Source organism: Niveibacterium umoris (genome assembly GCF_014197015.1).
GTDB classification, from domain to species: Bacteria; Pseudomonadota; Gammaproteobacteria; order Burkholderiales; family Rhodocyclaceae; genus Niveibacterium; species Niveibacterium umoris.
Window position 1 is genome coordinate 2,178,311 of sequence record NZ_JACIET010000001.1, and the last position, 25,875, is coordinate 2,204,185.

21 protein-coding genes and 1 tRNA gene are annotated in these 25,875 nt (G+C 65.9%); 10 read left to right on the top strand and 12 right to left on the bottom strand.

Annotated elements, in window-relative coordinates; genetic code table 11:
• Nucleotides 1–101 precede the first annotated feature (101 nt).
• Both GGR36_RS09830 and GGR36_RS09835 read left to right on the top strand, forming a co-directional pair.
• Complete coding sequence (locus GGR36_RS09830; RefSeq protein ID WP_183634414.1) at nucleotides 102–1,046, top strand: LysR family transcriptional regulator ArgP; 945 nt, start codon at nucleotides 102–104, stop codon at nucleotides 1,044–1,046.
• Nucleotides 1,047–1,156: 110 nt separating this feature from the next.
• Nucleotides 1,157–1,927, top strand: a complete 771-nt coding sequence (locus GGR36_RS09835; protein WP_207064254.1) for a class I SAM-dependent methyltransferase — start codon at nucleotides 1,157–1,159, stop codon at nucleotides 1,925–1,927.
• A 55-nt stretch (nucleotides 1,928–1,982) separates the two neighbouring features.
• Here the strand turns inward: GGR36_RS09835 and GGR36_RS09840 are convergent, their stop codons facing one another.
• The 3 genes from GGR36_RS09840 to GGR36_RS09850 form a co-directional block, all read right to left on the bottom strand.
• Complete coding sequence (locus GGR36_RS09840; protein ID WP_183634416.1) at nucleotides 1,983–2,375, bottom strand: DUF4124 domain-containing protein; 393 nt, start codon at nucleotides 2,373–2,375, stop codon at nucleotides 1,983–1,985.
• An 86-nt stretch (nucleotides 2,376–2,461) separates the two neighbouring features.
• The gene (locus tag GGR36_RS09845) at nucleotides 2,462–4,528 is read right to left on the bottom strand and encodes a M13 family metallopeptidase (protein WP_183634417.1); all 2,067 of its coding nucleotides are present in this window, start codon (nucleotides 4,526–4,528) and stop codon (nucleotides 2,462–2,464) included.
• 146 nt (nucleotides 4,529–4,674) lie between these two features.
• Nucleotides 4,675–5,676, bottom strand: coding sequence for a DUF2268 domain-containing putative Zn-dependent protease (locus GGR36_RS09850; RefSeq protein WP_183634418.1), 1,002 nt, complete (start codon nucleotides 5,674–5,676; stop codon nucleotides 4,675–4,677).
• Nucleotides 5,677–5,842: 166 nt separating this feature from the next.
• On the opposite strand from GGR36_RS09850, the gene GGR36_RS09855 reads away from it, so the two are divergent.
• Complete coding sequence (locus GGR36_RS09855; RefSeq protein ID WP_183634419.1) at nucleotides 5,843–8,587, top strand: PAS domain-containing sensor histidine kinase; 2,745 nt, start codon at nucleotides 5,843–5,845, stop codon at nucleotides 8,585–8,587.
• Here GGR36_RS09855 and GGR36_RS09860 read toward each other — a convergent pair.
• From GGR36_RS09860 to GGR36_RS09870, 3 genes are read right to left on the bottom strand one after another with little or no spacing between them, the layout of a single operon-like run.
• Nucleotides 8,577–9,251 (bottom strand): GntR family transcriptional regulator, encoded by a 675-nt coding sequence (locus GGR36_RS09860; RefSeq protein ID WP_183634420.1) that lies wholly within the window; start codon nucleotides 9,249–9,251, stop codon nucleotides 8,577–8,579. The two genes, GGR36_RS09855 and GGR36_RS09860, sit on opposite strands and share 11 nt — an antisense overlap.
• 23 nt (nucleotides 9,252–9,274) lie before the next feature.
• Entirely contained in the window at nucleotides 9,275–10,633 is a 1,359-nt protein-coding gene (locus GGR36_RS09865; protein WP_183634421.1) for an aspartate aminotransferase family protein, read from the bottom strand.
• An 11-nt stretch (nucleotides 10,634–10,644) separates the two neighbouring features.
• Nucleotides 10,645–11,982: a glutamine synthetase family protein gene (locus GGR36_RS09870; protein WP_183634422.1), complete on the bottom strand. Its 1,338-nt coding sequence runs from the start codon at nucleotides 11,980–11,982 to the stop codon at nucleotides 10,645–10,647.
• A gap of 318 nt (nucleotides 11,983–12,300) precedes the next feature.
• Here GGR36_RS09870 and GGR36_RS09875 point away from each other — a divergent pair, with 318 nt between their 5' ends.
• Together GGR36_RS09875 and GGR36_RS09880 are read left to right on the top strand one after the other, a co-directional pair.
• The gene (locus GGR36_RS09875) at nucleotides 12,301–13,536 is read left to right on the top strand and encodes a cation:proton antiporter (protein ID WP_338086653.1); all 1,236 of its coding nucleotides are present in this window, start codon (nucleotides 12,301–12,303) and stop codon (nucleotides 13,534–13,536) included.
• A 16-nt stretch (nucleotides 13,537–13,552) separates the two neighbouring features.
• On the top strand, nucleotides 13,553–13,921 hold the full coding sequence (locus GGR36_RS09880) for a hypothetical protein (RefSeq protein WP_183634424.1): 369 nt from the start codon (nucleotides 13,553–13,555) through the stop codon (nucleotides 13,919–13,921).
• Nucleotides 13,922–13,959: 38 nt separating this feature from the next.
• Here the strand turns inward: GGR36_RS09880 and GGR36_RS09885 are convergent, their stop codons facing one another.
• A complete protein-coding gene (locus GGR36_RS09885) occupies nucleotides 13,960–15,996 on the bottom strand; it encodes a GumC family protein (protein WP_183634425.1) in 2,037 nt (678 codons plus the stop codon).
• A 220-nt stretch (nucleotides 15,997–16,216) separates the two neighbouring features.
• Between GGR36_RS09885 and GGR36_RS09890 the strand changes: the two genes are divergently transcribed.
• A complete protein-coding gene (locus tag GGR36_RS09890) occupies nucleotides 16,217–16,774 on the top strand; it encodes a hypothetical protein (RefSeq protein ID WP_183634426.1) in 558 nt (185 codons plus the stop codon).
• A 52-nt stretch (nucleotides 16,775–16,826) separates the two neighbouring features.
• Here GGR36_RS09890 and GGR36_RS09895 read toward each other — a convergent pair whose 3' ends face one another.
• Nucleotides 16,827–17,366 carry a peroxiredoxin gene (locus GGR36_RS09895; protein WP_183634427.1) on the bottom strand — a complete coding sequence of 180 codons (540 nt, stop codon included), beginning with the start codon at nucleotides 17,364–17,366 and terminating at the stop codon, nucleotides 16,827–16,829.
• Complete coding sequence (locus tag GGR36_RS09900) at nucleotides 17,366–18,520, bottom strand: MFS transporter (RefSeq protein WP_183634428.1); 1,155 nt, start codon at nucleotides 18,518–18,520, stop codon at nucleotides 17,366–17,368. The genes GGR36_RS09895 and GGR36_RS09900 overlap by 1 nt, the downstream gene beginning before the upstream one ends.
• A gap of 224 nt (nucleotides 18,521–18,744) precedes the next feature.
• On the opposite strand from GGR36_RS09900, the gene GGR36_RS09905 reads away from it, so the two are divergent.
• On the top strand, nucleotides 18,745–20,406 hold the full coding sequence (locus tag GGR36_RS09905; RefSeq protein WP_183634429.1) for a methyl-accepting chemotaxis protein: 1,662 nt from the start codon (nucleotides 18,745–18,747) through the stop codon (nucleotides 20,404–20,406).
• A 43-nt stretch (nucleotides 20,407–20,449) separates the two neighbouring features.
• Here the strand turns inward: GGR36_RS09905 and GGR36_RS09910 are convergent, their stop codons facing one another.
• Nucleotides 20,450–21,661, bottom strand: coding sequence for an RtcB family protein (locus GGR36_RS09910; protein WP_183634430.1), 1,212 nt, complete (start codon nucleotides 21,659–21,661; stop codon nucleotides 20,450–20,452).
• Nucleotides 21,662–21,754: 93 nt separating this feature from the next.
• On the opposite strand from GGR36_RS09910, the gene GGR36_RS09915 reads away from it, so the two are divergent.
• From GGR36_RS09915 to GGR36_RS09925, 3 genes are all read left to right on the top strand, one after another.
• Nucleotides 21,755–21,829: transfer RNA gene (locus GGR36_RS09915), tRNA-Arg, on the top strand.
• Nucleotides 21,830–21,987: 158 nt separating this feature from the next.
• The gene (locus GGR36_RS09920) at nucleotides 21,988–22,773 is read left to right on the top strand and encodes a substrate-binding periplasmic protein (RefSeq protein ID WP_183634431.1); all 786 of its coding nucleotides are present in this window, start codon (nucleotides 21,988–21,990) and stop codon (nucleotides 22,771–22,773) included.
• A 174-nt stretch (nucleotides 22,774–22,947) separates the two neighbouring features.
• Entirely contained in the window at nucleotides 22,948–24,585 is a 1,638-nt protein-coding gene (locus tag GGR36_RS09925; protein WP_183634432.1) for a methyl-accepting chemotaxis protein, read from the top strand.
• Between the two features lie 35 nt (nucleotides 24,586–24,620).
• Here GGR36_RS09925 and GGR36_RS09930 read toward each other — a convergent pair whose 3' ends face one another.
• Together GGR36_RS09930 and GGR36_RS09935 are read right to left on the bottom strand one after the other, a co-directional pair.
• Nucleotides 24,621–25,067, bottom strand: coding sequence for a ClpXP protease specificity-enhancing factor (locus GGR36_RS09930; RefSeq protein ID WP_183634433.1), 447 nt, complete (start codon nucleotides 25,065–25,067; stop codon nucleotides 24,621–24,623).
• Nucleotides 25,068–25,200: 133 nt separating this feature from the next.
• The gene (locus GGR36_RS09935; protein WP_183634434.1) at nucleotides 25,201–25,797 is read right to left on the bottom strand and encodes a glutathione S-transferase N-terminal domain-containing protein; all 597 of its coding nucleotides are present in this window, start codon (nucleotides 25,795–25,797) and stop codon (nucleotides 25,201–25,203) included.
• Nucleotides 25,798–25,875 lie beyond the last annotated feature (78 nt).

Here is a 25,875-nt window from a genome sequence, read left to right on the forward strand (position 1 = left end):
GCACTCGCGGAACCTTTGTGGGACCGCGAAACGAAGGATAGCGGCCGCGGCAGGATCGGATTAGCATCCTGAATATTCCAGCGATTGCATTAGCAATTCTTATGAAAATCGACTTCAGCCTGCTCGAATGTCTTGAGACGGTGGTGACCGAAGGCAGCTTCGAGAAAGCCGCACGAACGCTGTCGATCACGCAATCTGCGGTGTCGCAACGCATCCGCCAGTTCGAGCAGCAGGTCGGCGCCCCGCTCCTCTACCGCACCCGGCCGGTCACGCCCACGCCGGCCGCGCAGCCGCTGCTGCGCTTCGCGCGCCAGACCCAGCTGCTGGCGCTGGATGTGTGGCCCGAACTTCTGGAAACGGTCACCCGCGGGCGCCTGCGCATCGCCGTGAATGCCGACAGCCTCGGCTCGTGGGTGCTGCCGGCGCTGGCTCCGTGGGCCGAAAGGACAGCCGCGATGCTCGATTTCGTGGTAGACGATCAGGAGCACACCCAGCAATGGCTGCGCGACGGCGACGTGATCGGGTCGATCAGTTCCGATGCCGCCGCCGGGCGCGGCTTCAGTTCGGTGCCGCTGGGCAGCATGCCCTACGTTTGCGTGGCCTCGCCCGCCTTCGTCGCGCGCCACCTCCCGCGCGGGCTCGACCGCATGGCGATCCGCGCCGCGCCGGCACTGGTCTTCAACCGCCGCGACGCGCTGCTGGCCGAGCATTTGCGCCGGCATTTGCGCATCAAGGAACCGGCTTTCCCCAACCACTTCGTGCCTGCTTACGAGGCTTTCCTGAACGCGGCTCTGCTCGGCTACGGCTATGGCCTGCTACCGCGCGTGCAATGCCAGCAGGCACTCGCGGCCGGGCAGCTTGTGGACCTCACGCCGCAGACGCCGATGGTGGTCCCGCTTTACTGGAACACCTGGCAACTCGATTCTGAGATTGTCGGCTCGCTCACCGCCGCCCTGGTCGCAGGTGCTGCCGCTGCGCTCGATCCGATGCCCCGCAGCCCGGCCCGGGGTCGCGCAGCGCCGCCGGCAGGTCCACGCAGCACCTGACCACAAGACAAAGGTCGCCGCACGGATTGGCAGCCTTGACAGCGGTCAGCGCGGCGTCAGCCGCATGCGCGACAATGGCGCCAAATGCGCCCCCGTGAGTGAAAACCGCCATGACGAACTACCTGCTTGCCGACAGCCCGACCGACCACTTCTCGCCACTGGCACAGGGTTACGTGCTGTTCCGCCCGCGTTACCCGCGCTCGCTGTACGACTACCTGCTCGCCTGGGTGCCGCATCACGAACTCGCCTGGGACGCCGGCTGCGGCAGCGGACAGGCTACGCTGGATCTGGCCGAGCGCTTCGACCATGTGGTCGGCACCGACATCAGCGAGGCGCAGATTGCCGCCGCACCGGCCCATCCGAAAATCGAATGGCGGGTCGCCCCCGCCGAAGCGAGCGGGCTTGCCGATGAAAGCGTCGACCTGGTGACCTGCGCGCAGTCGCTGCACTGGTTCCCGCTCGAAGCCTTCTACGCCGAAGCGAACCGTGTGCTGGTGCCGGGCGGCGTCATCGCGGCGTGGACCTACGGCACGGTGGAAGTCGATCACGAAGCGATCAACACCCTGGTGCAGGCCTTCCGCACCGAGACCCTCGGCGCGCTGTGGAACCCGGAGCGCGCCCACGTCGACACCCGCTACGCACAGCTCGCCTTCCCCTTCGAGGAAGTGCAGACGCCGCCTTACACGCTGTCGGTGGAATGGACACTGGCCCAGCTGCTCGGCTACCTGCGCAGCTGGTCGGCCTGTGGCCGCTACGTTGCGATGTATGGCAACGACCCGACCGAGGCGCTCGCCCAGAAACTGCTCGCGGCATGGGGACATCCGCAGGAAACGATCTCGATCAGCTGGCCGCTGACCCTGCGCATCGGGCGCAAGGCCTGATTCCCGCCCAACACCAGGGCGCCCGACGGACGCCCTGCCAAGGCAACCGGCGCTGTCAGCAGCCGTAGTACTTCAGCGCGATCTGGTTCTGCTCGATCATCTTGGCGCGCAGGGCGCGCTCATCGCCGGTCTTGAGCGCATTACCGCTCGGCGAATTTTCCAGCTTCACCTGCTCGGCACGCAGGTCATCGCAGACCTTCTTGCGTTCGCGCTCGCGTGCCTCATCTTCCTTCGCCTTGGCCGCCTTGGTGTCGCCCTTGGGATTGACCGACGTTTCAGGGGCCGTTACGCCCGAGGGGCGGGTAATCGAGACAGAGCTGGCGTCCGCGCTGGGCGGCGGCTGATCGCTGTAATGCACCTTGCCGTTTGCGTCGACCCACTTGTAGACCCCGGCAAGCGCGGGCAGCGCGGCGGCACAGCACAGGATTGCGATCAACAGTCTGGACATGGCAAAGCCCTTGGATCCTCAGATGCCCTGATGTTAACCCCTGCGAGCGGGCCGCGCACCTGACGCGCAACCCGCCATCGCAGCGCTTACCAGACGCGGCAGCGCCTGGCCTTCACCATCGCCTGCCCCGCCTTGCAGGCAAATGCCTGCTGGAACTCGGGCATGTTCGCCGCTACCCCGTTGATGCGGTACTTGCCCGGCGAATGCGGGTCGGTCATCGCATGGATACGAAGCTCTTCCGGGCGCGTCGCTTCGCACGCCCATTGCGCGAAGCCGACAAAGAAGCGCTGATCAGGCGTCAGACCGTCGCGCGACTCCAGCGCCTTTCCGGCAACCTCCGCCTTCCAGGCGGACCACGCCAGGATCATGCCGCCGAGGTCGGCGATGTCTTCGCCCAGCGTCAGGCGGCTGTTGATCTTGATGTCGTCCACCACGACGTACTTCGCGTACTGATCGACGATGCACTGCGCGCGCTCTTCGAAGGCCTTGGCGTCACGTCGCGACCACCAGTCACGCAGACGCCCCTGGCCGTCGAAGTGTCGGCCCTCGTCGTCGAAGGCGTGCGTCAGTTCGTGCCCGATCGTGCCACCGGTATTGCCGTAGTTCGGCGCATCGTCCAGCTTCGGGTCGTACAAGGGCGGCTGCAGCACCGCGGCCGGGAAGTTGATGTCGTTCATCTGCGGGTTGTAGTAGGCGTTGACCGTTGACGGCGTCATGTCCCATTCGCCGCGATCGAGCGGCTTGCCGATCTTCGCGAACTGGCGCTGTGCCTCGAAGCGGCTGCCTCGCACCACATTGCCTGCGTAATCGCCGCGCGAGACGACGAAGGCATCGTAGTTGCGCCACTTGTCCGGGTAGCCGATCTTGTTGACGATCGCCCGCAGCTTTTCCTGCGCCCGCGCCTTGGTTTCCTTGCTCATCCAGGGCAGGCTGTCGATGTCCTTGGCCATCGCCTCTTCGATCTGCTGCGTCATGCGCTGTGTCTGCGCCTTGAGCTCTGCGCTGAAGGCGCGACTGACAAACTCCTGCCCGAGCGCCTCGCCCAACTGCTGATCGGCCAGCATCACACAGCGCTTCCAGCGCGGTTTCTGTTCGGGCGTCCCCAGCAGGGTCTTGCCGTAGAAGGCAAAGCTCTCGTCCACGAAGACTTTGGACAGGTGCGGCGCGAAAGCGCGCGCCGCATGCCAGCGCAGGTAGGTCTTCTGCGCTTCCAGGGGCTCCTGCGTGAGCAGTGCGTCGAGCCGGCGATAGAACTTCGGCTCGGTCACGTTGAACTGCTCCAGCTCGCGCAGCTGCACGCCAGCCAGGTAGCCCGACCAATCGAAATGCGGTGTCAGTGCCTGCAGTTGCCTGGCATCCATCGGGTGGTGCTGCTTGATCGGATCGCGCAGATCGACGCGCGACAGCGAAGCGCGCGCCAGCGCAGTCTCGATCCGCATCACGTCGGCGGCATTGCGCTCGGCTTGCGCCACGTCGTCGCCGAGCAGCACGAACATGCGCGCGATGTGTTCGATGTACTGCTTGCGCAAGGCGCGATTGCGTTCGTCGGTCTTCAGATAGTTGTCGCGATCGGGCAGGCCGAGTCCGCCAGCGGCCGCAAACGCGATCACGCGGTCGGCGTCTGCAAAATCCTGTGCCGCGAAGAAACCGAAGAACGGGCTAGCGCCGGGTAGATCCTGGTGAAGCTCCGCCAGCAGGGCGGGCAACTCGCGATGTGACTGCAGCGCATCGATGCGCTTGAGCACAGGCGCCATCGGCGTCGCGCCTGACGCCTCGACGTGCGCTTCGTCCATGCACGCGGCGAAGTAGTTGCCGAGCTTCTGCTGCAGGGGCGTGTTGCCGTTCTTCGCATCGGCAAGGCGTTGCAGGATGCCCCACTGGAAACGCTGCCCGTCCGCAGCCAGCTTGCTATAGACGCTCCAGTGCGATTGATCGGCCGGAATCGGGTTGTTCTTGATCCAGTTACCGCAGGCGTACTGGTAGAGGTCTTCGCAGGGATTCGCATCGCGATCCATCGCGCTGACGTCGAGACTGGGCGTGTACGGCATGGCGTCGAGCGGCGTTTGCGAGGCGGGATCGGCGGCATGTGCGGAAACGAACACGACCGTCAGCGCCATCAGCGCGGCGACGCTGCGTGCGGCAAGGGTTTGCATGCAAGAGACTCCAAAGGACGCGGCGCGCATCGCCCGGTCGATCCGGCGTTCGCTGCGCTGCGGGGCGCCACGCAAGGCGGCAACAGGCCCGGATTATTGCCGATCGGCCGCGCCCGCGTTTTTCAAGCTGCGACCGCTTGATACATTCAGAAGCGCAATTCGCTGGTGTCACGCGGCGGCAGCTTCGCCAGCAGGCGCCCGAGCGCGCCATCGACCTCCGCAGCCATGCGCGCGGGCGGAATCCGTGCGATCTGCGCAAGGCTGCGCCCTTCGGCGAGCCACAGCCCGACCACTTTCCAGCCCACGTAGTAGGCCTCGCGCTCAAGCCCGGTGCTGCCGTGCCCGACGGTAACGCGTGCCAGCGTGTCAGCGTCGTCGCGGGTCAGCAGCGGCCGGAAGGACTCGTAGATCTGCCGTTGCATGCCCTCGGCCGCGCGCAGCCAGCCGGGCGTGACCTCGACATAGCGCTCCACCCGCGCACCGGGAACGAGGGCCTGCGACGCGTGCATCGCCAGTCCCTCCGACAACGCGGTCGCCGCTACCGATTGAGCCCCCTCGCCTTCCAAGGCCCCCAGCGTGATGTGTACCGCATGCGTCAGTTCGTGGGCCGCGACGATCGCACGGTGTTCCGGGCTATCGTCGATCGGAATCGCGACCCGCACTTCGCCGCGGTTGCCAATCGTGAACGCGGTGCCGTCGAGAAAGCCGACGTAGGCGGTGATCCGCAAATGCATCGGCTGGTCGAGCTTGAGCAGTTCGGCCGCTGCGCGCGCCTGGCGTTCGGGCGCCGGCCGCATGCCGCCGTAGCCCGCGACGATGCGATCCATCGCCTCCGGATAGTGCGGCCAGGCCTCCGCCAGCAGCGCACGCGCCTGGGCCTCGCCGTCCGGCCCGCTCGGCAAGGCGCCGAATCCGTATTGCCGGGTCCACAGCGTCCAGCGTTGCGCCTCGCTGATGCCGGGCTTGTTGGCGTCGTTGTAAAACCCGATGAAGCGTTCGGACAGGTCGTTGATCGACACATGCACGTAGTCGGCGGGCGCGGCACGCCCAGGCGCCGCCTTGCCTTTCCTGGCGGCGGACGCATCCGCCGCCGCGAGGACACACACAAACGCGAAGAGCGCGCAGACAAATCGGTGAAGCAGTTTCATGAAGGCAGGCCGGAATTGGAGAAGCCTGCGCATCCTGCCCGCCGCACCCGCACTTGTCACCCGCCGGCCAAGGAGAATTGCAAGCGAATGCTGGCGCCGCGCCGCACTGGCCCCGATACGTCACGCCCCACTCAAGCCAGCCCCCCGCCTGGTCGATAATGGGCAGATGACACGCGCCGCCACCGACACCTCGCCCCCTGCCGATCCGGCGCTCGGCAGCCTCGCTTCCTATGCCGCCTTGCGACGCGCACTGGCCACGTTGCTGGCGCTTTACGGCATCACGGCCATGGTCGTCGCCTGGCTGCCGACGACCCAGTCCGGCTGGGCCAGCAGCCTCCTGCATCCGACCGCCGGCGGCATGGCGCTCACCGGCGCCATCGCGCTGTGGGGCGGCGCCCTCTTTCCGAATGCCGTGCGCGCGACGATTGCCGCCGGCGTCGTGACATGCCTGGCGCCGCTCGTGCTGCTCGCACCCGGCACTGCCGGCGCGGCATGGCCCGCCGACGCGTCGGGCTGGCCCGCGTGGCTGATGCTGGCGGGCTGGATGCTGGTGCTCGTCAGCAGCCCCCACACGCCGCGCTGGGCCGGGCGGCTTCAATCACTCGGCGCCGGCAGCATGATGGCAGGCGGTGCGCTCTTGATTGGCGGCGCCTACCTGCGCCTCGATCTGTTCTACGGCCTGCCGCAGCTTGCCGCACGCCCGCTGCCTGTGGGCTTCGCCTGCGCGGGGCTGGGCATGCTGCTGATGCGCCAGCGCTCCGGCGCACAAGCCATCGCACGGCGCGAGGAATTGCTGATCTCGCGCATCGGACTCGCCGTGCTCGCGGTGATCGCCTTCGCAAGCAGCCTGGTGAGTTTCGTCGCACTGCAGGACAAACTCGAGTCCGCGCTCAACCAGCAACTGCATGTCACGCTGCAGAACCGTCAGTTCATCTTCTACACCGCACTCGATGCCGCCCACCTGAACGCGGCGCCGGTGCTCGACGACACCGTGCTGGCAGGCGCCATCGAGCGTGCCCGTGCCGGCTCGCCTGCGAGCGAAGACCTGATTCGCCTCGTGGACAGCAAGCTGCCGCCGGTGAGCCCGACACAGACCGCCCGTTCCGACATCGCGCGCGCAATCGAAGTGCGCAACGCGACTGGCGTGCTTGCCCGCCAGGGCGACTTCCTCACCGGCACCGCCGTGTGGTCGAACACGCGCAAGCGCAGCGAAGTGACCCTGATGTGGCAGGCCGGCGTGCCCTACCTGCAACAGCGCCTGCGGATCGACAACATGCAACGCGCAGAGGTCGGCGAAATCGTCATCCAGCAAGGCATGCCAGCCTGGGAGGCACTGGTGGATTCGGCGGCCGACCTTGGCGACACCGCCACCATGTTCCTCTGCGGTATCCGCGACAGCCAGATCCGCTGTCTGCGTTCGCGCCACCCCGAAGCCCTGTGGTCACCCGGCAATGCGGAATTGCGCGAGCGCATCGAAAGTTCGGCGCTGTATGGCGAAATGAGCGCGGCCAGCACGCCGAGCTTCGTGCACGGGCCTGACGGCCGCCTGGTGATGCTGGCGCACCGCCCGCTCGGCCGCCTCGACCTCGCGAAAAAGGTCGCCAGCAATGGCCTTGCGATCCTGATTACCGAAGACCCGGCCGAGTTCTACGCGCCGATCCGCACCCAGCTCAACCGTGTGGTGCTGATCGCGCTGCCAGTGATCCTGCTCGGCGGGCTGCTGCTCGGCTCGCTGGTGCGGCCGCTGGTACGCGCCCTGCGCAGCAACGAAGCGCGCTTTCGCGAACTCACCGAACTGTCGTCCGACGGCTACTGGCAGATGGATGCCCGGCTGCGTTTCGTCGACATCGTCGGCCGCGGTTTCGACCGCTCGCGCATTCGGATCGAGGACTGGCGCGGACGCCGCATCGAGGACTTCCCGCTGCTGGCTGCAGACCGCGTCCGCGCTGCGGAGATCGCCCACGCGATGGCGCAGCGCCAGCCCTTCAGCAGCATCAGCCTGCGCTTACAGGAGGATGCGCAGGACCGGGTGAGCCACCTCGACTTTTCGGGCACCCCGCTGTTCGATGAGCACGGCACTTTCGTCGGCTACCGCGGCGTCTGCCTCGACATGACCAAACGCCGGCTCGCCGAGCAGCAGTTGCAACAGGTGCAGGAAGAACTGCTGCGCACCGAAAAACTCGCATCGCTCGGCCGTCTCGTTGCCGGCGTCGCGCATGAACTCAACACCCCGCTTGGCAACGGTGTCACCGTGACCAGTGCGCTGGCGTCGGAACTGCGTGACTTCAATCGCGTCGCCCAGGCCGGCGCACTCAAGCGCAGCACGCTCAGCGATTTCGTGCTGCATGCCGAGCGCAGCATCGACCTGATCGAGCGATCGCTCGAACGCGCCACGCACATCGTGCATCAGTTCCGCGAGATATCCGCCAGCCACAGCAGCGACGAACGCCAAGGCTACGACCTGCGCACCCTCGTCGGCGAATTGCACCTGCAGTTCGATGCGCGCTGCCGCGCCGTGCAGGCGAGCTTCATCACCGAAGTCCCGCCTGACCTGAACATGGAAGGCTTCCCGCGGGCACTCGAACGGGCGCTCGCCAACCTGACGCAGAATGCCATCACGCACGGATTCGCCGCACGCCCCGGTGGCAGCATCCGCATCAGCGCGAACGCGCTGGGCACGGACCGGGTGCGAATCACGGTTGCCGACGACGGAGAAGGCATGAGCGCCGCCACCCTCGCGCGTGCCTTCGAGCCCTTCTTCACCACCCGGCTTGGCACCGGTGGCAGCGGACTTGGCCTTTACATCGCCCACACCCTGGTCAACGACGTTCTCGGCGGCACCCTCAAGCTTGAAAGCACCCCCGGCGAAGGCTGCACCGCGACGATCGAACTCCCGCGCGTCAGTCCCTGAGCGGCCCCTGGCGCTCCCCGGTGCAAACCGCGCGCAACTGCTGCGCCGCGTAGAACAGATCGCGCTCGATCGCTCGGCGCACGCCGGCGCTGTCGCCGCGCTCGACCGCCTCCACTACGTCCTCATGGGCGTCGTTGAGCCGCAGGGCAAAGGCGCTGTCCTCGAAGAGCTGGTTCGACACTGGCCCGACCTGCATCCACACGGTTTCAATCAGCTCCAGCAACAAGGGCGAGCCGCTCGCGCGGTAGAGGATCAGGTGAAAGCGCTCGTTGGCGTCGAGGTAGGCCTTGGCGTCGCCCGCGTCCAGCGCGGCGCGCATCGCGTCGGACAGCGCCCGCAGTTCCGCGCGACCGGCGTCGTCGAGCCGGTGCGCCCCCTTTTCGGCCGCCTCGCCTTCGAGCATCAGCCGCACCTGCAGTACGTCGTCGAACTGCGCGCGCGACAGCTGTGGCACTGTCACCCCGCAGTTGGGCACGTTCACCAGCGCGCCCTCGGCGGCCAGCCGCTGCAGCGCGGCGCGTACCGGCATTTCACCCACCCCCAGCGCCTCGGCGACCTGGCGGATCTTGAGTCGCTCGCCCGGCACGAAACGCCCCACCGTCAGCCAGCCACGCAGGGTGGCGTAGGTGTCGTCCTGCAGGGTACTGCCGGCGGGCGTCTTCATGCGGTCGGGGGCTCCGGAAGATTTCAGGTGATTTCGCCCAGCACCGCGTCGAAACCGGCAACCAGACGATCGACATCGGCCTCGGTGGTGTCCGGGCACACCAGAATCATGTTGTGGAACGGCGTGATGAGCAAACCGCGGTTGAGCAGGTACAGGTGGATCACCTGCTCCAGTTCGCTGTCGAGAATGCGCTCGGCCTGACTGCCATTGCGTGGCGGTGTCGGTGCGAACTGGAACTCGGTGCGGGCGCCGACCTGCGTGACGCACCAGGGCGCGTCGCGGCGCTCGATCACACCGCGCAAGCCCGCGGCAAGCCGCTCGGCGAGCGCGAACATGTGGGTGTAGGCGGCATCAGTCATCACCTCGGCGAGCGTCGCACGCATCGCGGCCATCGCCAGCAGGTTCGCGGTCAGCGTGGTGCCGACGCCGCTGTGCCCGGGAGGCGCATTGCGCTTGGCGGCCTGCACCCGCGCGGCGAGTTCGGCCGAGAAGCCGTACACCGCGCAGGGCACGCCGCCGCCGACCGGCTTGCCGAGCACGAAGGCATCCGGCGCGAGGCCATGGGCGCGGGTATAGCCGCCGGGGCCGGTGCTGATGGTGTGCGTCTCGTCGATCACCAGCAGGCTACCGTGGCGGCGGATGATCGCCTGCGCCGCCTGCCAGTAGCCGGGCTCGGGCAGCACCATGCCGATGTTGGTCATCGCCGGCTCGGCCAGCACGCAGGCGACATCGCCGTCGGCCAGCGCGGCTTCGAGTGCGGCGAGGTCGTTGAACTCCACGACGCGGGTGTGCTGCGTGAGGTCATACACCTGGCCCAGCAGGCTGTCGCGCTGTCGCGGTCTTCCATCGACCAGATCCACGAACACATCGTCGACCGTGCCGTGGTAGCACCCGTTGAACACCAGCACCTTGCTGCGCCCGGTAGCCGCACGTGCCCAGCGCAGCACGAAGCGGTTGGCGTCGGTCGCGGTCATCGCGAACTGCCAGAACGGCAGCCCGAAGCGGCGTGCGAGTTCGCGCGACACCCACACCGCGTCCTCCGACGGCAGCATCGCCGTGAAGCCCTTGGCACCCTGATCTGCCAGTGCATGCGCGACCGGCTCCGGCGCATGGCCGAACATCGCGCCGGTGTCGCCAAGGCAAAAGTCTGTGTAGTCGAAACCATCCACGTCGCGGAAGCGCGCACCCTTGGCACGATCCACGTACAGCGAGAAGGGTGTGGACCAGTCGTTCATCCAGTGCAGTGGCACGCCGAATGCCATGTGTTCGGCGGCCTGTTGCGAGAGCGCGCGCGAACGCGGGCGGCGCGCGGCGAAAAGCTCGCGTTCGGCCGCGAACAGCGCCTGCGCCTTGTCCCAGTTGATACCGTGGCGGGTGGTCATGGCGCAGCTCCTCACACCGTCAGTTGCAGATGTTCGCGTTCCCACGCAGTGATGCCGCGCTGGAAGGTTTCCAGCTCGGTCTGCTTCACCGCGCAGAAGGCTTGCACGAATTCGACACCCAACACCTCGTGCAACGCCTCGCAGGTAGACAGCGCCTCGATCGCCTCTTCCAGGCTGCGCGGCAACTCGTAGTCGAGGTTGTAGGCACTGCCCGCGAGCGGTTCGGAGGGCTCCAGCCCCTCGACCATGCCGAGGTAGCCACAGGCCAGCGTGGCGGCCATCGCGAGGTAGGGATTCGTATCCACACCCGGTACCCGGTTTTCCAGCCGACGCGCGGCGGGCGACGAGTTCGGGATGCGGATGCCGCAGGTGCGGTTGTCGTAGCCCCAGCGCACATTGATTGGCGCAGCGGTATGGCGCGACAGGCGACGATACGAATTCACATAGGGCGCGAACAGCGGCATCGCCTGCGGCAGGTACTTCTGCATGCCGGCGATATGGCTGAAGAACAGCTTGCTCGCACTGCCATCGGCATTCGAGAAGACGTTCTGGCCGTCGTCGCTGCGCACGATGTTCTGATGGATATGCATCGCACTGCCGGGCTCATGTTCCATGGGTTTGGCCATGAAGGTGGCGAAGATCTTGTGGCGATAGGCCGTCTCGCGCACCGCACGCTTGAAGAGGAACACTCGGTCGGCCAGATCAAGCGGATCGCCATGGGTGAAGTTGATCTCCATCTGGCCGGCACCGACCTCATGGATCAGGGTCTCGACGCCCAGATTCATCGACTCCGAAAAGGCTGAGAGCTCCTGGAAGAACGGGTCGAAGTCGTTCACCGCATCGATCGAGAAGGACTGCCGGCCCACCTCGGTACGCCCGTTGCGCCCGGGCGGCGGCCGCAGGGGTTCGTGCGGGTTGGAGTTCTGCGCGATCAGGTAGAACTCCATCTCGGGCGCCACCACCGGCCGCCAGCCGCGGCTCTCGTAGAGCTTGAGCACCTTGCGCAGCACCGCACGCGGCGACAGGCCCACCGGGCGGCCGTCGAAATCCTGGCAATCGTGGATCACCACCGCCACCGGCTCGATCGCCCACGGCGCCCAGCGGATCGTGTTGGGGTCCGGCACGCAGACCATGTCCGGGTCGCTCGGGCCGACGAAGCGCTCGAAGTCGGCGAACTCGCCATTCACGGTGATCGTCAGCACCGCCTTGGACATCTTCATGCTGTCTTCGGCCATGAACAGCGCCTTGGGCAGGATCTTGCCGCGTGCCACGCCGGTCATGTCGGCGATCACGCATTCGACCTCGTGAATCTGGTTTTCACGCAGGAACTGATGCAGCGACTCGTTCATGTTTCACCTTTTGTGATCACACACAACCCGCCCTTCGCTCAGCAACCCAGCCCCTTAGAACCAAATTGCCAGCGCACTTGCTTATGACGGACTCAGATTTGATCAAATCTACACAAGAACTCTCGCTCTTGCAAATTTGATCAAATCCTTTGTGAGCGGTCGCCCCTGAGGCGCCCCGCGCCCTGCCGCGTCGTCCCATCCAGAACAGACGCCCCTCACCTGCAAATGCGATGTCACCTGTCTGCGTCGCCAATCCAAGCGCCGCCTATAATTCGCAGATACCCCGCAGCGCCCGCCGAATTCAACGAGAGGCATTCCGTGACACCCGCATCGGTCGAAATCGCCAAACATGTCCTGATGGAGTTCGGGATCATTCTTGCGGTAGGCAGCGCCTGCGCCGTCTTTGCCCAACGCCTGAAAACGCCGGACGTGGTTGTCTTCCTGATCGTCGGCACCCTGCTCGGCCCCGACGTGGCCGGCCTTATCCAGATCAAGTCGGATTCGACGCTCAACCAGCTGGTGCTGATCTTTGGCTCCTGCTACATCCTTTTCGATGGCGGCGCCTCGCTGCGTCTGAAGGTGCTCAAGGAGTGCTGGATCACGATCCTGATCCTTGCCACCGTCGGCGTGCTGATCACCGCCGCGATCACCAGCGTGGCGGCGTATTACCTGCTCGGCGTGCCCTTCATCGTCGCGCTGCTGCTGGCCTCGGCGATCGCGTCCACCGACCCGGCCACGCTGGTGCCGGTGTTCCGTCAGGTGAAGATCAAGGATCGCGTGGCACAGACGGTGATGTCGGAGTCGGCCTTCAACGACGCCACCGGCGCGATCCTCACCTTTGCGGTGCTGGCGATTGCGATGGGACAGGGCGAAGTCACCACAGCTTCCGTGCTGACCGATCTGCTCAAACAGGCCTCGATCGGTCTGATTGCCGGCCTTGTGCTGGGCTACCTCGCGGCGATGTTCATCTCCCACGAGAAGTTCGGCTTCCTGCAGGAATACGCGCCGGTGGTGTCGCTGATGGCCGTGATCGGCGCCTTCCTCACCGCCGACGACATGGGCGCAAGCGGTTTCATGGCGGTGTTCGTGTTCGGCATCATGATCGGCAACAAGGACGCGATCGGCTTCGAGATGGCGCCGGACGAGCAGGAAAAGCTCAACGACTTCGTCGGCACCACGGCGTTGCTGATGCGGATGTTCATCTTCATCCTGCTCGGCACCCAGGTCGATTTCGCGCTGATGGGGCAGCACCTGGTCGCGGGGCTGGGCGTGGTCGCAGTCTTCATGTTCATCGCGCGGCCGGTCACGGTCTTCCTCTGCGCCTTGCCCGACCGCCGCACGCGCTGGAGCTTCAAGGAAATGCTCTTTATGAGCTGGACGCGCGAAACCGGCGTGATCCCCGGCGCGCTCGCCGGCCTGCTGATGGGCATGGGCGCGCCGCAAGCGCGCCTGATCGCGTCGGTGACCTTCCTCGCGATCCTGACGACCATCCTGCTGCAGGCGACGACCACCCGCTGGCTGGCGCAGAAGCTCGACTTGCTGGCAGAAGACTGAGCGGCGTCGAGCACCAGTGCGGCATCTGTTCCTCGCGCTGGCCTTGCTGACGACGGCGGTATCGGCGGCCGACACGGCCCTGCTCCACAAGGGCCAGGCACTCGCGGCAGCCCGTGCGCATTTGCTCGCGCAGGGCTGGCAGCCGCGCGCCACACGCCTGTCGCTCGCTGACGGCCAAGCGGAAAACCGCAGCGGCTCGGCCAAGACGTTCTACCGCGCGGGCTACCGTGAAGTGGAAGTCTGCTCGGGCACCGGCGCGAATTTCTGCATCTTCAACTACCTTCGCGATGGCGCCTGCATGCGTGTGGTCACCGTCGGCGAACTGCCGCGCGATGCAAGCGTCGCGTCATGGGCGGATGAATGCCCGCCGGAAGATGCACGCTGACTGCGTGCGCGCTGACTCCGTGCGCGGCACACCGCCGCTCAAACGGCCGGTGCGCTTGCTGCGTTGCCCGCGCCCGCCGGATGCGTCCAGCGAACTTCGTCTTCATTGATGCGATGCCCGCCCGGTGCGAGGGCGGTGTAAGCCGGCACACTTTCGGGCGACAGGCTGCCGACTCGTGCGAACAGGTCTGCCAGCCGCACGCCCTGCCGCAACAGGAAGGCGAGGTAAGTGTGGCGCACCGCATCGGGGGTGATCGACGCGGCATCATCGAGCCCGGCGTCGTGCGCCGCGCACAACAGCTGCGTCTGCAACGCGGCGCCTCCCAGTGGCGCACCGTCTGCTGACTGCAACACCGGTGCGCTGCGATCACCATCCGGCGACGGTGTCGCCGCGGACAATTCCGCTGCAAGGCGCGGCGACAGCGGCACGGCGCGCGCCTCTTCACCCTGCGCGGTCAGCAGGCCTTCGGCGACGTCGACATCGCGCCAGCGCAGCGCCAGGAGTTCCTGTGGCTTGAGGCCGGCAAGCAGCGCCAGCACCGCAATGCGGACGCCGTTGCTGCTTGTCTCGATCAGCCGCGCCAGTTCGTCCGGGGCAAGCTCCCGCGGCAAGACCGGGCTGGCCGCGAGCAGGCGCTGATCCCCTTCCGCGGCGATTTGTGCCATCGGGGCCGGCATCGGCAGGCCGCCGACCGGCCAGGCCGGCGTCACGACGATCGCTTGCGGGCGCTCGCGCTTGAAGATGAAGCCCAGCAGCCACACCGCAAAGAGCGCTATCAACAGCGCCGCCAGCAGCACGAAACCGGCATCGCGCCAATAGCGCGGCCGCCACACTTCATGTGGAATCGCAGCCTCTTCGATCACCTTCACCGACGGCATGCGCGCCCGTTCGCTGGCTTCGAGCTTCACCGCGCGTTCAAGCGCCGCATGCTGCATGGCTTCAAGTTGCGTCAGCGACTGCTGCAGCGCCTTGAACTGCGCGAGCTTGAGCGAGAAGCCCTGCAGCGAGCCCCGTTCGGCGGCCGCCTGCCGCTGCAGCGCCTGCACCGTCGCACGGGCATCCGCCACCTCGGCCTGCGCTTCGGCGATCGATGAATTGGCGCTGGTGCTGCGCTCCGCGTTGAGCTGGCGTTCAAGTTCGGCGATGCGCGCCCGCAGCGCCTTGGCATTGGGATCGATCGCCAGATAGTCCTGGGTGTAATTGCGTTCCATGTCGCGCAGGTTTTCGCGCGCCTGCGACAGCCGCTGCTCCATGCCGGCGATCGTCGGGTTGTCGCGCGAGCGCGTCGTCGACTGCCCCGACGCGGCGCTGGCACGCAAGGCGTTGAGCCGCGCTTCGGCCGCGACCAGGCGCGTGTTCGCATCCACCATGGCCTTGGCCGAATCGCGCAGGTGGTTGAGTTGGGCGTTGTCGTCGCGCTCACCCGAGACGATGCCGTGGCTCAACTGGAATGCCTCGAGTTCACTGCGCTTGGCGGCAACGGCCGCCTGCAGGCGCTCGGCTTCGTCCCGTGCCCGCGCCAGGGTCTCCGCCGAGGCCGCGCCGAATTCGCTCGCGATGCGCTCGCGATACACCGTGACCAGGGCGTTGAGCAGCAAGGCGGCGGTCTCGGGATCGCGCCCCACCGACCACACCTGCGCCACCTTGCTCTCGGGCACTGCCTCGACGCCGAGGCCTTCCTGCAGCGATTCGACCGAGGCTTCACGCAGGCCTTCGAGCCGCATGCCGGTTGCAAGCAGACGGGTGCGCGCCGCTTCGATCAAGGGCCGGCTGGTCAGCCGCTGCACCTGGGCGACAAACGCCGAATGGGGCCCGCTCACGCCCTCGGCCACTGAACCGTTTGGCGTCGCCGCCAGCGCGACCTCGCTGCCGGGCTCGATCTCGAGCCGGGTTTCGGCGCGATACTGCGCCGGCCGTGTGAAATCGACGACCAGCCCGATCACCGCCACACTCAGAAAAGTGATGCAGAACAAGGCCAGCCGCCTTCTGTCGGCGCCACGATCGGCGCGCGTACTGGCCGGGTTGTCGTCGAGATAGCGGGGAGGAAAATGAAGCGAGGCTGCCGAGGACTTCATGCCGCAGGTCCTTTCGCGGTGCTTTCATGCGGAACGGCGACACAGAACCTGCGTCCCGGTGCCGCCTGATGATTCAAGGTAGCACATCGACCTTACAGCCGTTTGCATGACGCTCCCCGGGCAATCGGAGCGCACCGCCGCCGCTCTGCCCGTGCCGGAATGCCGCGGCAGTGCAAAATGCCGTACGGATAATGCCGCTTTCACCTGAACCGGAGCCCCCATGAAACGCCTGAACCTGACCCCGCTCGCCCTTACCCTTCTCCTTGCCACGGTTGCCTGCGGCAAGGTGCAGGAAAAGGCTTCCGAGAAAGTTGCCGAGGCGGCGATCGAATCGGCGATGAAGCAGCAGGGCGCGAAGGATGCCCATGTCGACCTCTCGACAGGCGGCGTCAAGACGACCGTCACCGACAAGGACGGCAAGCAGCAGACCCTGGAACTCAATACCGCACAGATCACCGAAGCGGACCTCGGCCTGCCCTTCTACCCAGGCACGAAACCGGCCGAAGGCGCAGCCAACCGGATGACGAACGATCAAGGCGTCGCGATGACCCTGAATCTGGTCACCAAGGATGCGCTCGACAAGGTGGTGGCCTTCTACGACCCGCAGATCAAGAAGGCGGCGGCGGGCAAACAGCTGGTCGAATCCTCAGGCCCGACCGAGCACATGTGGATGGTGGCGCCGGACAACGGCAAGGAATACGGCGGCTTCACCGTGCAGGCACAGCGCAGCGGCGACTCCACCGAGATCCAGATCATGGCAACGCACGCCAAGAAGTAGTCGCGCCCGTGGTCGGCCGCGTCTGCGCTGGCGCCGCCGACCGCCGCATCGCTCAGCGGGGATTCAGCGTGCGCAGCGCTGCCACCACCTCGGCGGCGTGTGTATCCGGATCGACCTTGAGCCAGCTTTGCCGCAGCACGCCCTGCGGGTCGATCAGAAACGTCTGACGCTTGGCGAACTTGATCAGCGCCAGATTGGTCAGTGCGCCATAGCGATCGGCCACCGCGCCGTCGGCATCCGCCAGCAAGGTGAACGGCAGCTTGTGCTTCTTCGAGAATGCAAGATGCGAGGCCGTGTCATCGACGCTGACGCCGACCACCTCCGCGCCCAGCGCGCGGATCTGCGCATAGCCATCACGGAAGCTGCATGCCTCGGTGGTGCAGCCCGGCGTGTCGTTCTTCGGATAGAAGTACAGCACCACCCAGCTTCCGCGGAAATCGGCGAGCGAGTGGAGCTTGCCGTCCTGATCCGGCAGCCTGAAGTCCGGCGCCGGCTTCCCGACCACTGGCGCCTCGGCCCACGCCGGCAGCATCGCCCCAGCGCAGGCGAACACACACGCCAACATCCGCAGCCATCCACGCAAGTTCCGCATCAATTCGTCTCCTTGAGCCAATATCGGGTCGCCAGGGTGCACATGCCGGCCAGCGCAGCCACCAGACAGAAAGCAGTCGCCGCACCGGCCGCCTGCCAGACCGCACCAAACGCAGCACCGGCCGGGATCGCCACCGCGCCCGACAACAGGTAGTACCACCCGAACGCCGAGCCGCGCAGCGCCGCCGGCACCAAGGCGCCGACCAGCGCGCGCTCGACGCCTTCAGACAGACCGGCAAGCACGCCGTACGCGAGTGCAGCCGCCCAGAGTTGCCCCGCAGTGGTTACCCCACCGAGCAGCAAGTAGCCCAGCGCCAGCGCCGCCCAGCCCACCCGCAGCATCGCCCGGGCGCCGATATGGTCCGCCAGACGCCCGCCGAGCATCGCAGCCCCGCTTTTGGCGAGGCTCATCAAAGCCCAGAGCACCAGCAGGGACGCCGCACTGCACCCCAGTTCATGACCCCGCCAGACGACAAAGGTTTCCGACGCGCGCGCCAGCCCGAACGCCGCCACCAGCACCAGGTAGCCGCGCAGCGCGCGCGGCAGCAACGCCCAACGCAAGGGTGGGCGCTTCGCCGCCTCGGCCGCGCGCGGTGCATCGCGCAGCACCCGCCACACCAGCAGCACACCGATCGCCCCCGGCACTGCCGACCACAGCATCACCTGCGGCAGCGCGAGGCCACCCCAGGCCACCGCCGCAGCCGCGACGAGGGCGCCGAGAAAGGCGCCGGCGTTGTCCATGGCACGGTGGAAGCCGTAGGCGGTGCCGCGCAGCGCTTGCGGCGTGGCGTCGGCGACCAGCGCATCGCGCGGCGCGCTGCGCAAACCCTTGCCAACGCGGTCCACCGCCCGCAGCGACGCCAGTTGCAGCCAGCTCCCCGCCACGCCGAACAGCGGCCGCACAAGGTTGGACAGCGCGTACCCCGCCAGCACCCACGGTTTGCGGGCGCCGCCATCCGACCGCGCCCCCGCCCATACTTTGAGCCAGGCGGAGACCGCCTCCGCCACGCCCTCGATCACGCCCAGCGCCACCGGGCCGGCGCCGAGTGCCCCGGCCAGCACCAATGGCACCAGCGGCGTCACCATCTCTGACGCGAGGTCGTTGAAGAAGCTGACAAAGCCAAGGGTGACGACGGTGGCAGGCAAACGACGCATGACAGGACAGCCCGGGTGAGGTCACAGGTTTCGGCGGTGCAAAGCGGCCTTGCGGCGCGATGTCGCCCCGCGTCGAAGCGCACACACTTCGCCGGCAGCGTAACCCAGCATGCTCAAGCTGTCGCCCGAAACCTTAGCCCCGTAAGCCGCGCCGCGGCAACGCCCCCCCCTAAAGTAACGTCCCCTGCCGCCGTTAACCGTGCGTGATCCAGGGGAGGAGCACCATGCGGGATATCACCATCAAGGCACAGGTCTGGCTGCTCGGCGCGGTCGCCGTGGTCGGCATCCTGGTCGCCGCCGTTTTCGGAATCGTGACGCTGTCGGGCGTCGAAGCGCGGCAGGAGGCTGCGCTGCTGGATGTCAGCCAGGGCATGCGCCAGCTGGTGGCGGTCGAAACCGCCGCGGTGGACTTCAAGACCCAGGTTCAGGAATGGAAGAACATCCTGATTCGCGGCAACAACGCCGAGGAATATGAGAAGCACCTGAAGGCCTTCAACGCCCGCCAAGCCGGTGTGCAGCAAGGGCTCGGCAAGACGCGCGATGAGATCAAGGCCGAGAACGACCCCAGCAATGCCGAGGTGCTCCAGATGCTCGATGCCGTCATCAAGGAGCATGCGGCCCTGGGCGAGCTCTACCAGAGTGCGCTTTCCGGCTTTGACAAGGGTGACCCCGGCGCCGGACTGAAGCTCGATGCCCAGCTCAAGGGCAAGGACCGCCCGGCCGCGAAAGCCATGTCAGACCTCGTCGCCCGGATGGAAAAGGGTGAGCGCGCGCATCTCGAATCCCAGATTGCCGAGGGCCACGCTAACTACCTGCAGTCGCGTAATTTCCTGGTGGTGGTTACCGTGATCGCGGCGGTGATCGCGTTTGCGCTGGCGCTGACCGCATCGCGCCGGATCGTGCACCAGATTGCCGTCGTGCAGCGCACCACCGAGCAGGCGCGCACCGACCTCGACCTGACCCGGCGCATCCCGTTGCACGGTCGCGACGAGATGGGCCAGGTTGCCAGCGCGGTGAATGCCTTGCTCGACGAGTTCCAGAAGGTCGTCGGGGGCATGAAGCAAAGCGCCGAGGAAGTGCTGCACACCGCCGGCACGCTGACCCACTCGGTCGACACGCTCGCAAGCTCAGTCGACAGCCAGAACGACGCCACCAACAGCATGGCCGCATCGGTCGAGGAACTTGCGGTCACCGCATCCCATGTGTCAGACGCGGCCACCGCCGCAGAGGACACCGCGCAGTCGTCGCTGAGCCACGCCGAGAACGGCGCCCGCGTCATCGGTGAGACCGCGCAGCGGATGGATGCGATGGCCAATACCGTGCGCGGCACCTCGCAGTCGATGACATCGCTGGGCCAGCGCACCGACGAAATCGGCAGCATCGCCAGCGTCATCAAGGAGATCGCAGACCAGACCAACCTGCTCGCGCTCAATGCCGCGATCGAGGCGGCGCGCGCCGGGGAACAGGGGCGCGGCTTCGCGGTGGTGGCCGACGAAGTGCGCAAACTTGCCGAGCGCACCACCGGCGCAACCGGCCAGATCAGCGGCCTGATCGCGGCAATCCAGTCAGACAGCCGCAAGGCCATCGACGACATGCACGCCCTGGTTCAACAGGTCAGCGAGACCGCCGAAGTGACGCTGGCGGCGGGCTCGGCGATGGAGAGCATCCAGGGTGGCTCGCGTCAGGTGCTGGGTGTCTCGCGCGATATCCGCAATGCGCTGAAGGAACAGAGTTCGGCGAGCGAACTCATCGCCAAGCAGGTCGAGGTCATCGCGGCGATGAGCGAGGAAAACACCGAGGCCATGCGCCAGACCCGCGAAGCCTCCCACGGCCTCAGCGCGCTCTCGCGGGCGATGCACGAATCGGCCGATCGCTTCCGCGCATAGGCTTTCCGCCAGCACCGGGATCCGGAGCAGCAGACTCCGGATCTCAGCCTTTCACGCACACCACCTGGCGCAGCGTGTGCACGACTTCCACCAGCTCGCGCTGGGCGTTCATCACTGCATCGATGTCCTTGTAGGCCATCGGGATCTCGTCGATCACCTCGGCGTCCTTGCGGCATTCCACACCCAGCGTGGCACGCACCTGGTCGGCCACGGTGAAACGCCGTTTCGCTTCGTTGCGGCTCATCGTGCGGCCGGCGCCGTGACTGCAGGAACAGAACGCCTCTGCGTTGCCGAGGCCTCGCACGATGAAGCTCCTGGCCCCCATCGAGCCGGGGATGATGCCCAGTTGCCCCCGCTGTGCCGATACCGCGCCCTTGCGTGTGATCCACACCTCGGCGCCGAAGTGCGTTTCCCGCTGCACATAGTTGTGGTGGCAATTCACCGCTTCGAGTTCGGCGCTGAAGGGTTTGCCAATCACGCTGCGCGCCGCGCCGATGACGGCCTGCATCATCAGCACCCGGTTGCGGCGTGCGAAGTCCTGTGCCCAGCCCACCGCCTCGACGTAGTCGTTGAAGTGCTTGCTGCCTTCCTCGAAGTATGCGAGATCGCGATCGGGCAGGTTGGCGATGTGCTGCCGCATGTCGGCCTGCGCGAGTTCGATGAAGAGGTTGCCGATGGCGTTGCCGACGCCGCGCGAGCCGGAGTGCAGCATGAACCAGACCTGATCGACTTCATCCAGACAGACCTCGATGAAGTGATTGCCCGTGCCCAGCGTGCCAAGGTGCTTGTGGTTGTTGGTACGTTCGAGCCGCGGGTACTTGGCCGTGATGCGCCGGAAGCCGGCATCAAGCTCGGCCCACATTGCGTCGACGACCTTCGGCGGCGACGCCCATGCGCCCGGATCGCGGCGGCCGGGTGCCCGCCCGTGCGGCACGGCACGCTCGATCGCGCTGCGCAGGCCGTGCAGGTTCGTCGGCAGATCGGCGGCGGTGAGAGAGGTGCGCACCGCCATCATGCCGCAGCCGATATCCACCCCGACCGCCGCCGGGATGATCGCGCCGCGGGTAGGAATGACGCTGCCTATCGTCGAACCCTTGCCAAGATGCACATCCGGCATCACCGCAAGGTGACGGAAGATGAAGGGCATCGTCGCGGTATTCATCAGCTGCCGGCGCGCATCGTCTTCCACCGGCACGCCTTCGGCCCATAACTTGATGGGCTTTCCGTTGGCGACTTCAAGGATCTGGTGCGCCATCTGATTCCGTTTCTGCCGGGTCGCTGCGCGCGAACGCACGCCTCACCGCATCCCGGACCCAAGTCTGGCAATGGTACAATCCGCGCCCTCGGTGCCACCGTAGTTCAATGGATAGAACGGCCGCCTCCTAAGCGGCAGATACAGGTTCGATTCCTGTCGGAGGCACCACCGGATTGCCCGCAAGCCCGCCCTAGGCGGGCTTTGTCGTTTCCTGACTGCGAAAACCGTGCCGCGGGTATAGCCATCGAGGACGCAATCGATCTATTGTTTGATCCTGCTGCGCGCTTGCGCGGGCCTTTTTTCCGATTCGGTGCGGGAGGATGAACATGTTCTTGTTGCTGCTGCGCCGCGCAATCGCTGCAGTCGCCTGCATCTGGTGTTCCATGGCGCTCGCGGCCGCCGATAGCCCGACGACCAAGGTTTATGGCGTCGAGATCCCGCCGCTGATCATGAACACGCCCTACGGCAGCACCGGCATCATCGTCGATGTGGTCAAGACGGCTTTCAAGCGCGCGAATCTGAATGTGGAGATCGAGGTCGTGCCCTGGGCGCGAGGCTTTGCCTTCGTGAAAGAGGGCGAAGGCGACGCCTTGATCCCGACGATTCGTTCGGCCGAACGCGAGGCGTTATTCGATTTCCCGGACGAACCGGTGTTCCGGTCAGAGATGAGCTTCTTCCGTTCGGCGCAGGCACCGATCGCGTGGACCGGAAAGCTCGCCGAGCTGCAGGGGCGCAGTTTCGTGAAATTGCGTGCTGCGCTCTTCGCGCCGGAGTTCGACCAGGCCGTGCGCGATGGCCGGATCAAGTGCGAAGAAACGAATTCGTTTTCGTCAGCCATCCGCATGGTCGACGCCAACCGCGTGGAGCTTGCGGCCGTGCCCAAGCTGACGGGTTTGCAGATCATTGCCTCCGAGGGCTTGCAAGGCAAGGTCGTGGCGCTGGAGCCGGCTGCCTTCACTCAGCCCTTCTTCCTCGCGTTCGCGCGCAGGCCCGCGCTGGGAGGCGTGCGCAAACTGATCGATGCAAAACTGGCAGAGATGTGGCGCGACGGAACGATTACCGCCATCGTGGACGACTACCGCCGGCGCAACTGGATACCGCCGGCGCGCTAAGTCGACGCTTGCGCAGTTTCGCGGCTGGAGGCCCCTCTTGGCCGAGGCAAGCGCCTGATCTACGCTTTTGGCGGCACAGAATCCTAAGGTTTGTTCGTCACCCTGCCGTTAACATTTTTTCCGTCGTCGCCCTTGTCCGGGGGCGATCTCGAAGTCGCTCAATGGGAGACCGCCATGTCGCTTCGAAACAAGCTCCTCCTGCTCGCGGCCATCGGCGCCGCCTGCCTTGTTTTGCTGGGTAGCTACAGCCTGTGGCAGATCCGGTCACTGGGCAGCCAGTTGCACGACAGCCTTGCCACAATGCAGAAGGCCACCCGTTTGCTGCAGGATGTGGATGGCGCCAATCTGGCGTTCAAGACGCAGGTTCAGGAATGGAAGAACATCCTGATCCGGGGCAACAAGCAGGAGCAGTACGACAAGTATTTCAAGCAATTCGGCGAAGAAGAGGAGAAGGTCGCCGCCAAGCTCAAGAGCGCCGCCAAAGCCCTGGGCGAGTTCGGCATGGACCCGGCACTGGCCCAGAAGGTGCTGACGGAACATGCAACGCTGGGCGGAAAGTATCGTGACGCCTTGAAGGGCTTTGATGCGGCGGACCCGGAAACCGGCAAGAAGGTGGACGCTGCGGTGAAGGGTATGGACCGCCCGGTTTCGGCCGCGATCAAGGATCTTTCCGCTGCGGTGGACAAGGCAATCGCCTCACATAGCGAGTCCGCCATGGCGGGGGCCGCGCAAGGCATCGCCGCGGCGACGCGCTGGATGGTGGCAGGTGCACTGGTTGCCTTGTTGGCCATGCTTGGCGGCAGCGTGCTCCTGTCAGGCGCGATCATTCGCCCTGTCTTGCGGCTCGACTCGGTAATGACGCAAGTCGCCGGCGAGTGGGACCTTCGCACCCGCGCCTCGCTGCACGGGCGGGATGAAATCGCCCACTGCGGGCAAGCGCTGGATTCGATGCTCACCCGCTTTCAGGAAACCATCTCCAGCCTGGCTGCGGAGGCGAACCGGGTACGGTCCGAGACACGCGCGGTATCGGATGCGCTCACCAATCTCGGGACGAGCGCAAACGTTCAGAGCGACGCCACGTCGGCGGTCGCCGCTGCGGTCGAGCAGCTGACGGTGGCCGTCGGCCAGGTAACGGATTCGTCGGACGAAGCACGGCGGCTCGCGCAACAGTCACTCGCCCTGTGCGCCACCGGGCGCGAGTCGATCGGTAGCACTGCACGCGAAATGGGCGCGATCGCCGATCGGGTGTCGGATACCGCAGGCCTGCTGCATGAACTGGGCGCCCAGTCGCTTGCGATCAACGGGATTGTGAACACGGTGAAGGAAATTGCGGATCAGACCAATCTGCTTGCGCTGAACGCAGCAATCGAGGCGGCGCGTGCAGGCGAACAAGGCCGTGGATTCGCAGTCGTCGCAGATGAAGTCCGCAAGCTCGCCGAAAAGACAGCGCACTCCACCGGCGAAATCGCCGACCTGGTCGCCAAGATTCAGGCGAGCAGCCAGCGCGCTGTCACAAACGTCGGAGAAATCGTCGAAGAGGTGAAGGCGCAGCAGGTGCGCACCAGCGATGCAGACAAGGCGATCGGGTCGATCACCGAAGCGGCACAGCAAGCAAACAGCGCCGCGTCGCGCATCGCAGAAGCCTTGGCCGAACAGGCCAGCGCGAGTCAGTCGATCGCGCAGCAAGTGGAGCGGATCGCAAACATGTGCGAAGACAACTCCGCGGGCGCTCGCCAGATCGGAGGCAGCGCGGGGGTGCTCGCCGAGTTGGCACAACGCCTGGACCAGCAGGCTTCACGCTTCAAGGTTTGAGTAAGAAAACGGCCCTGAACGGGCCGTTTGATTGCTTACTTGATGATCCGCAGGCGCGGCTTGCCACCATCGGTGGGCGGCGGCTCGGGGCTTTTCGCTTCGCCCTGCCCCGCTTCGTCGGGCGCAGCTTCGGCCACCGCGTCGGCGTCAGCCTCCGTCGCCGAACGTGCCTCGACCTCGAATGCCATCCCCTGCCCGTTCTCACGGGCATAGATCGCGGCGATGTTGGCGATTGGCACATACAGCATCTGCGCGACACCACCAAAGCGTGCCTGGCAGCTCAGCGCCTCATTGTCGAGGTTGAACTGGTTGGTAGCGTCTGGCGCGATGTTGAGCACGATCTGTCCGTCACGCACGAAGGCGCGCGGCACCCTGACAGTGTCATCCACCATCACGGCAACATGCGGCGTGAAGCCCGAATCCACACACCATTCATACAACGCACGAATCAGGTAGGGTTTTGTTGAAGGGATCTCGCTCATCTCAGCTGCTCGTCACACTCTGGGAAAGGTCACCATCGGCATCAGCGCGGGCGGCTCGCCGCCACGAAACGGCGCCCATCTGAAGGACAGGCGCTGCATCGGTCAGACGAGCCGAACCATGCCGGCGCGAGGCTTAGCGACGCATCGCCCGTTCAGAGGGCGTCAGCGCGTCGATGAAACCCTGACGCGAGAACACGCGTTCGGCATACTTGGCGAGCGGTGCGGCCGTCTTCGGCAGATCGATACCGTAGTGCTCCAGGCGCCACAGCAGCGGTGCAATCGCGACGTCGAGCATCGAGAACTCTTCGCCCAGCATGAACTTTTGCTTCACGAACATCGGCGCCAGTTGCACCAACTGGTCGCGAACATGGGCACGGTTCTTTTCGACGCCCTTGGCGTTCTTTTCCAGCGCCTCGATGTGCGAGAACAGCTCCTGCTCCAGCGAATGCAAAAGCTGGCGAGCCTTGGCACGCATGATCGGGTCGGCCGGCATCAGTTGCGGATGCGGAAAACGCTCGTCGATGTATTCGTTGATGATGTTCGGTTCATAGAGAACCAGATCCCGGTCGACCAGCACAGGCACGCGGTTGTACGGATTGATGACCGCAATGTCCTCGGGCTTGTTGAAGAGGTCGACGTCGATAACCTGGAAGTCCATGCCCTTTTCGTAGAGCACGATCCGGCAGCGGTGGCTGAAGGGGTCCGTCGTACCGGAGTACAGGTTCATCATCGTAGGCAATCCCCGCGAAGTAAGTTAAATCAGAAATGGACGACGCGCCGCACGGGCGGCGCGTCTTGCAAGCCTCGC